Raw genomic sequence first — 10,655 nt, 5'->3', positions numbered from 1 at the left:
CCGACAGTCCGGGGTGATGCAGCGCAAAGTCCGATCTCGGCGGAAACCGCTCGAGAAGGAACTTTGCAAGACAGGAACGAAACATTAATACGGTTTATACCGTGTTATATCAGTTTTCGATAGCAGGTGCGTGTGACCGAACCGGAACCTAAGCTGTAAAACAAAAGGCAACAAATTTATGAAAGTTGGTGCAAATTATCTGGGTGATCGTCGCTGCGAATTTACCGTTTGGGCGCCGTTGCGACAACAAGTTTCTGTGCAGATTTTAACCCCCCAAGAACGGCTTCTGCCGATGGAAAAAGATGACCAAGGCTATTGGCATCTCACCGCTACAGAAGTTTCGCCGGGAAGCCGTTATCAGTTTCAACTCGATGGGGAAATGACTCGCCCTGATCCGGCTTCTCATTATCAACCCGATGATGTTCATAAACCCTCTGCGGTTGTTGATCATCAGGGGTTTCAATGGACGGATGAAAATTGGCAAGTCATCCCTTTAGAAGATTTAATTATCTATGAACTTCATGTGGGAACGTTCACCCCGGAAGGAACATTTGAAGCGATTATTAATCGGGTTCCAGAGTTGTTAGAAATGGGCATTAACACCATTGAAATTATGCCTGTAGCGCAATTTCCCGGCAGTCGTAACTGGGGATATGATGGTGTTTATCCCTACGGTGTACAGGCATCCTACGGCGGCCCAGAGGGGTTAAAACGGTTGGTCGATGCTTGTCATCAACAGGGAATGATGGTGGTTCTGGATGTGGTTTACAATCACTTAGGGCCGGAAGGAAATTATACCTCAGATTTCGGGCCTTATTTTACCGGAAAATACAACACACCTTGGGGACGGGCGCTAAATTTTGATGATGCTTATAGTCCGGGGGTGCGGAATTTCTTTGTTGAAAATGTGTTGTATTGGTTCCGAGATTATCATATTGATGGCTTGCGTTTAGATGCGGTTCATGCCATTTATGATTTTGGGGCGAAACATATTTTAGAGGAAATGGCTGATGAAACGAGACTGTTATCCCAACAGCTAGGACGCCCGTTTTATTTGATAGCAGAAAGTGACCTGAATGATGTCAGAATTATTAAACCTAAAGAACAAGGTGGATATGGTTTAGATGGTCAATGGAGTGATGATTTTCATCATTGTGTTCATACCTTACTCACCGGAGAAACAACGGGATATTATTTAGATTTTGGCAAGTGTGAACTGTTAGAAAAAACCCTGCGAGAAGGGTTTGCTTATGCTTGGAATTATTCAGCAAACCGTCAGCGCTATCATGGAAACTTTGCAGGCGATCGCCCCGCCTCTCAGTTTGTGGTTTGTATTCAAAATCACGACCAAGTAGGCAACCGAATGTTAGGGGAAAGAATTAGTCAGCTTGCTTCTTTTGAAGCGTTAAAATTAGGGGCAGCGACGTTAATCTTCTCGCCGTTTATTCCGATGTTATTTATGGGGGAAGAATACGGCGAAGAATCACCCTTTGCTTACTTTATTAGTCACTCTGATCCCGACTTAGTAGCTGCTGTCCGAAAGGGGCGTAAAGAAGAATTTGAAGCCTTCCACGTTGAAGGAGATCCGCCGGATGCCCAAAGCGCTGAAACCTTCAACGATTGTGTTTTAAAATGGCATTTACGAACCGAAGGAAAGCATAAAGTTATCCTCGATTTTTATCGAAAATTGATTCAACTGCGGCGAGAAATTCCAGCGTTAAAAAATCTGAGTTTCCAACATCAAGAAGTCAAAAGTTGGGAAACAGAAAAAATTGTCTCTATCCGCAGATGGAGTCAAGATAGCCAAGTTTTTTGTATACTGAATTTTAACTCAGAAGCTGTTACGACTGATGTGATCAGTATCGAAGGAAATTGGCAGAAACGGTTAGATTCTACCGATGAACAATGGATGGGGAATGGAGCGAGTTTACCAGACACTCTAACCTCCTCTAAAACGTTAACGCTGGCTGCTGAAAGTTTTGTGCTTTACGAATGCAAGTAAAGTAACTTTCTGATAATTTGGATAAATTTAGACTCATTAAAACTCAAAAAATATGCGGATTCCAGTAGCAACGTATCGAATTCAGTTTACCCCAGATTTTGGGTTTGAATCAGCCCGAAAAATTGTTTCCTATCTGCACGAATTGGGGATATCAGATTTATATGCGTCTCCGATTTTTAAAGCCCGAGAAGGAAGTACACACGGTTATGATGTTGTTGATCCCAATCAATTAAATCCAGAGTTAGGAACAAAAGAAACCTTTGACAAGTTAATAGAAGAGTTGCAAGATCGAGATATGGGTTGGGTGCAGGATATTGTGCCGAACCATATGGCTTATGATAGTCAAAATAAGCTGTTAATGGATGTTTTGGAATATGGCCCGGATTCAGAATATTTTGACTTTTTTGAGATCGAATGGCAACATCCTTATGAAAACATCCGGGGTCGAGTTTTAACGCCGTTGTTGGGAGATTTTTATGGGAAATGTTTAGAAAATGGAGAACTTAAACTTTCCTATGATGAAGAGGGGTTAAGCATTAACTATTATAACTTAAAAGTTCCCCTCAATATTGAATCCTACGCTCAGTTTGTGAGTCACGAACTCGGACAACTCTCGAAAAAACTCGGACGCCGACACCCGGATGTTGTGAAACTGTTGGGTGTGCTGTATATGCTGAAAAGTATTCCCGCAGAAACGTCTAATCAACAGCGTCGAGATCAAGCGTTATTTGTTAAGGGTTTGTTGTGGGAACTGTATCGAGATAATCCTGAAATTACAGCATTTATTGATCAAAACGTTGAATATTTTAACGGAGAAGTCGATCAACCGGAAAGCTTTAATTTTTTGGATCATTTATTATTAAATCAGTTTTTCCGACTTTCGTTTTGGAAAGTGGGAGCGGAAGAACTAAACTATCGTCGCTTTTTTACCATTAATGAACTCATTTGTGTCAGGGTAGAAGATTTTAAAGTCTTTCAGAAAACCCATGAGATGATTGGGAAAATGGTAGAATCGGGTCAATTTACGGGATTGCGAATTGATCACATTGACGGTCTTTATAACCCGGTTCAATATCTGCGTTGGCTGCGAGATAAAGTTGGAGATATTTATATTACCGTTGAAAAAATATTAGAACTCGATGAAAAACTGCCTTCAAAATGGTTGGTTCAAGGAACATCGGGTTATGAATATTTGAACTATGTCAATGGATTGTTTTGTGATAGTGAAAACGAAAAACGTTTCAGTCAAATTTATCGTGATGTCACAGGTTTGAAGACACCTTACAATCAAATGTTGGTTGATAAGAAGCGGTTAATTGCTGATAAAAACTTAGCCGGAGATGCGGATAACTTAGCTCATTTATTGAAGCGAATTTCTGGACAATATCGCTATGGCCGTGATTTTACCTTGCTCGGTTTGAAAACTGCGATTATGGAAGTGTTAGTCCGTTTCCCGGTTTATCGGACTTATATTACCGAAGAAGGGGTGAGCGAAGAAGATCGCAAATATGTTAAAAAAGCGATTCAAGAAGCCAAAGGAAAACTTCCCGAACTGTTGAATGAATTAAATTTAATTGAGAAGTTTTTACTCCTCGATTATGATGATTATCTCTCCGAAGAAAATCAACAGTTATGGTTACGCTTTGTGATGAAATTTCAACAATTTTCAAGTCCGTTAACGGCGAAGGGAATTGAAGATACATTATTTTACGTCTATTTCCGTTTCTTGTCTTTAAATGAGGTCGGCGGTTCACCGCAATACTTCGGAATTAACCCCGCTAAATTCCACGAGTTTAACACACAACGACTGCAAAACTGGCCCCATGCGATGAGTGCTTCTTCTACCCATGATACCAAACGGAGCGAAGATTTACGAGCCAGATTAAACGTGATTTCAGAAATTCCCGATGAGTGGGAAACTCAAGTGCGAAATTGGATGCAAATCAACCGTTCTAAAAAGATAGAACAGGATGGAATGTTAATTCCTGATTGTAATGATGAATATTTCTTTTATCAAACGGTGATTGGTGCTTTTCCCTGGTATGAAGAAGAATATCCCCAGTTTGTCGAACGGGTAAAAGATTATGCGATCAAAGCAGTGCGAGAAGCCAAAGTTCACACGGCTTGGTTGCGTCCCGATACGGTGTATGAAGAAGGGTTTATTTCCTTTGTAGAACAAGTGCTTGAGCCGTCAGAGGAGAACACTTTTTTACAGGAATTTCAACCGTTACAAGAAAAGATTGCGTTTTATGGAATGTTTAATTCCTTGTCTCAAACGCTGTTAAAAATGACGACTCCCGGAATTCCCGACTTTTATCAAGGGACAGAACTTTGGGATTTAAGTTTAGTTGATCCCGATAATCGTCGTCCCGTTGACTTTGAACAACGACTGTCTTTTTTACAAGAAATCAAACGCCGTTGTAAAACGGGGATGACGAGTTTGTTAGAAGACTTGATGGCGACTTGTGAAGATGGACGCTTGAAGTTATTTTGTATTGTCCGAGTGTTGGAAGCACGTCAGCAATATGTGGAGTTATTTCAATACGGAAATTATGTTCCCCTGAAAGTCATGGGTCAGCATCAAGAACGAATTATGGCGTTTGCTCGAATTCACGAACAACAGACAGCTATTGTCGTTATTCCTCGATTTTTAACCCGTGTGGTTGAACCCGGAAAATTTCCGATTGGGGATGAAGTTTGGGGAGATACGGCGATTGAAATTCCCCAGGGTTCAGAATCAGATTGGTGTGAAGTGATTACTGATTCTAAGATTGCAGCGAATAATGTTATCCCTGTCAGGGCTATTTTACAACATTTTTTTGTTGGTTTGTTAGTGAAGTTAGATCCAGATTTAACGAACGAATAAACCTTTTTCAGCAGGTATAGCAGAAGTCAGGAGACACCGAGACAGGAGACAGAATTGAAACCTTTATCATAAAAGGATTTGACAGAAAAACAGTGTCCTAATCAAAGGCTTCGACTGCTATACAAGCGAAAAACCCGGTTTCTTTGAGAAACCGGGTTTTTTTAGTCTCTATAGACAAGCTGAATGAATCATTAATTGATTGGGGGAAGGGGGCGGGTTTAGAACAATTGTTGTTAGGTTTTCAAGTCTTAAGACATTAAGCGGCTGCTAAAATCAATCAAAAGCTGAATAGAAATATCCAGCATATCGTTAGATTCTTGCAGATAGATTCCTAAGTCTTGAATGGCGTTTTCCAGCAAATAACATTCCAGCAACACCTCTAACTCCGCCGTGCTTTTGGGAAGGAAGGAGTCTTGCGCCGCCGTTTCAAGGTAACTCTTGAGGAAAGCCCCTCTCACCCAAGCCGACCAAAACTGCGACCATTGCTGCATTTGTACGAGATTTTCCTCTCGAATCATGCCATTTTCCACTTCATTGCGGAGAGCAACACGAGTCGCATAATCAAACGATAGTAGCATTCCGGCGACATCTCGCAGGGGCGATCGCTTCATCCGACGCTCATTTAAAGTGCGGTAGGCTTCTCCCTCAAAGTCCAGGATGACATAATCTTTTCCGGTAAACAGCAACTCCTCAAGACTGTAGTTACCATGACAGCGAGTCCGCATGGCGGTAATCTTGAGGTTGAGGACTTGTCGCAGTCGGGCTAACAAAAAGTCTTTGCGAGTCATTAATTGATGCCCAAGGGTTTGAGTCCTTAGAGGAAGACTGGGAAGCAATTTTTTCAAGCGGAAAAAGACTTGTCCGGTGAGGTTGCGAGAATATTGATAAATCGAACGTTGGTAGAGTGAGGTAAACGGCGCGGGTGAAAAGTCGGGGTTGTCGTAGTCTGCTGACAATGCAATGTGCATTTCCGCCGTGCGTTGACCCAAAAGTTCCGCATTACTCAGGTAGGAACCAATCGTCAGGGCTGCTAACTCGGGTACAGGTTGTTCAATTAAATTCACCAGTTCTTCTGTCGGAAGGGGAATTTCTTCTAAATTGGCTTGTTCAACAACAACCCGATCAAAATAATCTCGGAGAATATCAAGGGTCACAGTCCAAGCATTCGTCGCATCTGGAATATAAGGCTGTAAAACCCCAATGGTCATGGCATCTGAGCGGTGACGGCGATATTCTAACCCTCCGATCACCGGGGCAATATGGGCTAAGGGAGCGCGACTTCCCAGGAAATGCCGAACTTCAAGTTCCGGGTTAATTCCTTCTTCGACACGCCGGAACAGTTTAAACACAAACCGCCCCCCATAAACAACGAGGGTATTAATGCGATTTCCTTTTTCGATAGCCGTCTCAAACTGTCCTTGCAGGGTATCTTCTTCCTGTGTGATCGCATCTGTTGTCATCGCCACTAAACGCCCTAGCTTACCGGGATAAGTCATCCGGTTAACTATCATCTGCCGTAAGGCACTCATAAAGTTTTCTGAGGCGATCGCATCAAACAAAATCCCGGCTTCTTCATCGACTTTCAGGGAAGCGATAACGGCTTGGGGCATGGTTTCTTGAATTTCTTCAGCCCGTTCCTCTGTGGCATAACTGAGGGGCAGTACATAGGTATCCGGGAAACCTTCGGTGTATTCGACTTGAATTAATGAAAGAACCGCTTCTGTTTCCTGGTGCAGAATCGGAATAATATCAGTAATACGAACCGACTGCATGACTTGAGACTTGCCGATAAACCAACGACAACTCAGCAGATACTCCGCTAAAATTGACTCGAGTTTGCTCTTTAACTCTGAGCTTTCTAACACTTGTTTCCAGCTTTGAGTTACAGCCATTACAGGCAGTTTTTTCTGAGGGAGCGGTTCTGTCAGACTCGGATCAAGTTGCAGCATGAACCAGTAAAACCCATAGGGACTGATACTGAGAAAATAAGGCGACTTTTCAATTTTAGGAAATTGAGCGCGACCAAAAATTTCTACAGGCATCATTCCGGCAAATGCCGACAGATCTAACTCTACCGTTTGCACAAACCGAGACAGGTTCGCCACGACGAGAATATGTTCCCCGCTATAGGTTCTGATAAACGTTAACACCTTGCGGTTTTCGGGATGCAGTAACTCAAACGTTCCCCGTCCAAATGCCTGAAAGCGCTTCCGCATGGCAATTAAACGCTTCATCCACGATAACAGCGAGTTGGGGTTGGCGCTTTGGGCTTCGACGTTAACGGCTTCAAAGTGGTATTCTGAATCAACGACGACAGGCTGATAGAGCTTTTGAGGATTAGCGCGACTAAAGCCCGCATTGCGATCGGGACTCCACTGCATCGGTGTTCTTACGCCATTGCGATCGCCAATGTAGATGTTATCCCCCATGCCAATTTCATCGCCATAGTACAACACAGGCGTTCCAGGCAGTGAGAGCAATAAACTATTCATCAACTCAATTTGACGGCGATCGTTGCCCAACAGAGGGGCTAACCGTCGGCGAATGCCTAAATTAATCCGAGCTTGATGATCTTGGGCGTAGACTTTGTACATATAGTCACGATCTTCATCTGTGACCATTTCCAACGTCAGTTCATCGTGATTTCTCAGGAATAGCGCCCATTGACAGTTAGAAGGAATTGCAGGCGTTTGGTTGAGAATATCAATAATTGGGAAACTGTCTTCCATCCGCAACGACATAAACAGTCGTGGCATGAGGGGAAAATGGAAGTTCATGTGACATTCATCGCCCTCTCCATAGTAGGCTGCGGCATCTTCCGGCCATTGGTTGGCTTCGGCCAACATCATTCGGTTGTCAAATTTCGAGTCCATATGGCCTCGGAGTTTTTTGAGGAACCCGTGAGTTTCCGGTAAGTTCTCACAGTTGGTTCCTTCGCGGACAAATAAATAGGGTACGGCGTCTAAGCGGATGCCATCAACCCCCATTTCCATCCAAAAGTCTAAAACGTCTAACACGGCTTTTTGCAGTACCGGGTTCTCATAGTTGAGATCCGGTTGGTGGGAGTAGAACCGATGCCAGTAATAGGCTTTGGCTACCGGGTCCCATGCCCAGTTTGAGGTTTCAAAGTCTTGGAAAATAATCCGCACTTCAGAATATTTATCTGGGGTATCACTCCAAATGTAGAAATCTCGCTCTGTGCTGCCTTTGGGCGCTCGTCTGGCGCGTTGAAACCAAGGATGCTGATCAGAAGTATGATTAACAACAAGCTCTGCTATCACCCGAATTCCCCGTTCGTGAGCGGCATCGAGAAGCGTTTTAAAGTCTTCTAACGTGCCATAAATGGGGTTAACGTTCATGTAGTCGGAGATATCATAACCATCATCGCGCAACGGTGAAGGGAAAAAGGGCAGCACCCAGATGGCTGTTACTCCGAGATCCTGTAGGTAGTCTAGCTTTTCGGTTAAACCCAGAAAATCACCAATACCATCGTCGTTACTATCGGCATAGGCACGCACCGGCACCTCATAGATAATGGCATCTTTAAACCAGAGGGGATCGTTGCTAAGTTTGGAATGTTGCATATTCTCGAATATCTAGTCTGAGCTACAAATTACACAATCATCTAGAAGCCATCCAGCAAAGGCAAAGCAACAAATGTTTAGATGTTTCTATTGATACTTCGCTGTTGTTTGACTGCACTTACCTGAAGTTATACACCCATCAAGTATGGGTATGGTTTGAGTTGATGAGCGCTGACTTTCCTCTGTCTTAAGATAGATTTTCAGAAAAGTCTTGATTGATTACAATCGACATCAGATTTGAGTCCTGAGTCTGGATCAAAAACGGGTTGGGCGGGTTGATGTAGGTTGTTTGAACAGAGACACACATTTTGTCCCGCCCCTACTTTAGCTTGATTTTCTATTCCTCATTCAAGATCACCTGTTGATTTGTTGGGATTCTCCAAGAAAGTCGGAAAAAGGTTGAGGATTTCTCCCGATTTTTTGACTAAGGATATACGATCAAACAAGCTTAGTAGATATGATGTTGAAATAATCCAAACTCAGTATTTAGTTATGACGTTTCAACGTGCAAGTGGGATTTTACTGCACCCGACCTGCTTACCCAGTCCTTTTGGGATCGGCGATTTAGGACAATCTGCCTATGAGTTCATCGACTTCTTGGACAGAAGTGGTCAGACCCTCTGGCAAATTCTGCCGCTCGGCCCAACTGGGTATGAGCATTCCCCCTATATTATGAACTTTAGCACCTTTGCTGGAAATCCTTTACTAATTAGTTTGGATCAATTGGCCGAACAAGGGTTACTAAATGCGGATGAATTAACCCCTTTACCCCCCAGTGAAGATGTTACTCCCAATCGAGTAAATTTTGATCGTGTCATCCCCCATAAGACAGAGTTTCTTCAACGGGCTTTTGATCGGTTTCGGGAATCTCTCTCGGGAAATCCCAATCCGGCTTTTGAATCCTTCTGTCAGGAGACTTCCGCCTGGTTAGATGATTATGCCCTATTTATGGCCTTATTAGAAGCCCATGATGGTTTACCCTGGAATAAGTGGGACTCCGCCATCGCTCGTCGGGAACCGGAAGCCATGAAAGCCAAATCAGAAGAACTTAGCGATCGCATTTTGTATCACAAGTTTCTTCAGTTCAAGTTTTTTGAACAATGGCGAAATCTACGCCGCTATGCCAATGATAAAGGCATTTCAATTATTGGTGATATTTCGATTTATGTTTGTCACAATAGTTCAGATGTTTGGGCGCAACCGAATATTTTCCAACTTGATCCTGAAACCTTAGAATCTGCTTATATTGCCGGAGTTCCCCCGGATTATTTTAGCGAAACAGGTCAACTTTGGGGTAATCCGGTTTATGATTGGGATGAGCTAAAACGCACGGGTTTTGCTTGGTGGATTGAACGTTTTAAAGCGACTCTCGCCTATGCCGATTTAGTCAGAATTGATCATTTCCGAGGGTTTGAAGCCTATTGGCGGGTGCCTGCGGGAGAAGAAACTGCCATGAATGGGGAATGGATTAAAGCGCCTGGGGAGGAGTTTTTTGAAGCGATTCGTAGTGGGTTAGGAAGTTTACCTGTTTTGGCGGAAGATTTGGGAATTATTACCCCCGAAGTTGAAGAACTTCGCGATCGCTTTGAGTTTCCGGGGATGAAAATTCTACAATTTGCCTTTTCAGATGATGACACAAATGCCTATCTTCCTCACAATTTTGTAGAAAATTGTCTGGTTTATACCGGAACTCACGATAATGATACCACCGTCGGTTGGTGGCAAAAAGTCGGAGAACAAGAAAAACAAAACGTTGCTAAATATCTGGGGTATTCTCACCCTGACGAAGTTAAAGAAATCAATTGGGAATTCATTGATTTAGCCTTAAAATCTGTGGCAAATCAAGCGATTATTCCCCTGCAAGATTTGTTGGGTTTAGATAATAAGGGGCGGATGAATGATCCGAGTATCAATGCTGGAAATTGGCGTTGGCGTTATGAAAGTTCGGATCAACTCACTTCGGAAATTAGCGATCGCTTACTGCATCTGACGAAACAGTATAACCGCTAATTCAGGCTGCAATTTTTCATTCAGGCTGCATTCAATTCTCCCCCTTTTTTTTAACTACATCACCCCCCTTTCAAAGCCAGCAGGGCTGTTTCATTCTCAGTCAACCGTTCCCCGGCTTTTAAAGCCTGGGCTTGCGGTTGACTCGCTTCCCGAGTTAAAAAGTGCCGGGGGGGATGGGGGGATGGGGTGATGG

General features: G+C 43.3%; 4 protein-coding genes. 3 read left to right on the top strand and 1 reads right to left on the bottom strand.

Annotated features, from left to right (window positions below; translation table 11 throughout):
• Window positions 1–178: 178 nt before the first annotated feature.
• Both treZ and treY read left to right on the top strand, forming a co-directional pair.
• Window positions 179–2,002 carry a malto-oligosyltrehalose trehalohydrolase gene (gene treZ / locus VB836_RS13030; RefSeq protein ID WP_323219706.1) on the top strand — a complete coding sequence of 608 codons (1,824 nt, stop codon included), beginning with the start codon at window positions 179–181 and terminating at the stop codon, window positions 2,000–2,002.
• A gap of 52 nt (window positions 2,003–2,054) precedes the next feature.
• On the top strand, window positions 2,055–4,868 hold the full coding sequence (gene treY / locus VB836_RS13025; protein ID WP_323219705.1) for a malto-oligosyltrehalose synthase: 2,814 nt from the start codon (window positions 2,055–2,057) through the stop codon (window positions 4,866–4,868).
• Between the two features lie 248 nt (window positions 4,869–5,116).
• Here treY and treS read toward each other — a convergent pair whose 3' ends face one another.
• Window positions 5,117–8,452, bottom strand: a complete 3,336-nt coding sequence (gene treS, locus VB836_RS13020) for a maltose alpha-D-glucosyltransferase (RefSeq protein WP_323219704.1) — start codon at window positions 8,450–8,452, stop codon at window positions 5,117–5,119.
• A gap of 492 nt (window positions 8,453–8,944) precedes the next feature.
• Between treS and malQ the strand changes: the two genes are divergently transcribed.
• Window positions 8,945–10,462 (top strand): 4-alpha-glucanotransferase, encoded by a 1,518-nt coding sequence (gene malQ / locus VB836_RS13015; protein ID WP_323219703.1) that lies wholly within the window; start codon window positions 8,945–8,947, stop codon window positions 10,460–10,462.
• Window positions 10,463–10,655 lie beyond the last annotated feature (193 nt).

Origin of the sequence: Limnoraphis robusta BA-68 BA1 (genome assembly GCF_034932365.1) — a bacterium.
GTDB lineage: Bacteria > Cyanobacteriota > Cyanobacteriia > Cyanobacteriales > Microcoleaceae > Capilliphycus > Capilliphycus robustus.
This window is presented reverse-complemented; position numbering and strand designations above follow the sequence as displayed.

Bases quoted from the DNA above. Each gene is read 5' to 3' on its own strand.
- malQ (WP_323219703.1), top strand. From the start codon at position 8,945: ATGACGTTTCAACGTGCAAGTGGGATTTTACTGCACCCGACCTGCTTA.
- treY (WP_323219705.1), top strand. From the start codon at position 2,055: ATGCGGATTCCAGTAGCAACGTATCGAATTCAGTTTACCCCAGATTTT.
- treZ (WP_323219706.1), top strand. From the start codon at position 179: ATGAAAGTTGGTGCAAATTATCTGGGTGATCGTCGCTGCGAATTTACC.
- treS (WP_323219704.1), bottom strand. From the start codon at position 8,452: ATGCAACATTCCAAACTTAGCAACGATCCCCTCTGGTTTAAAGATGCC.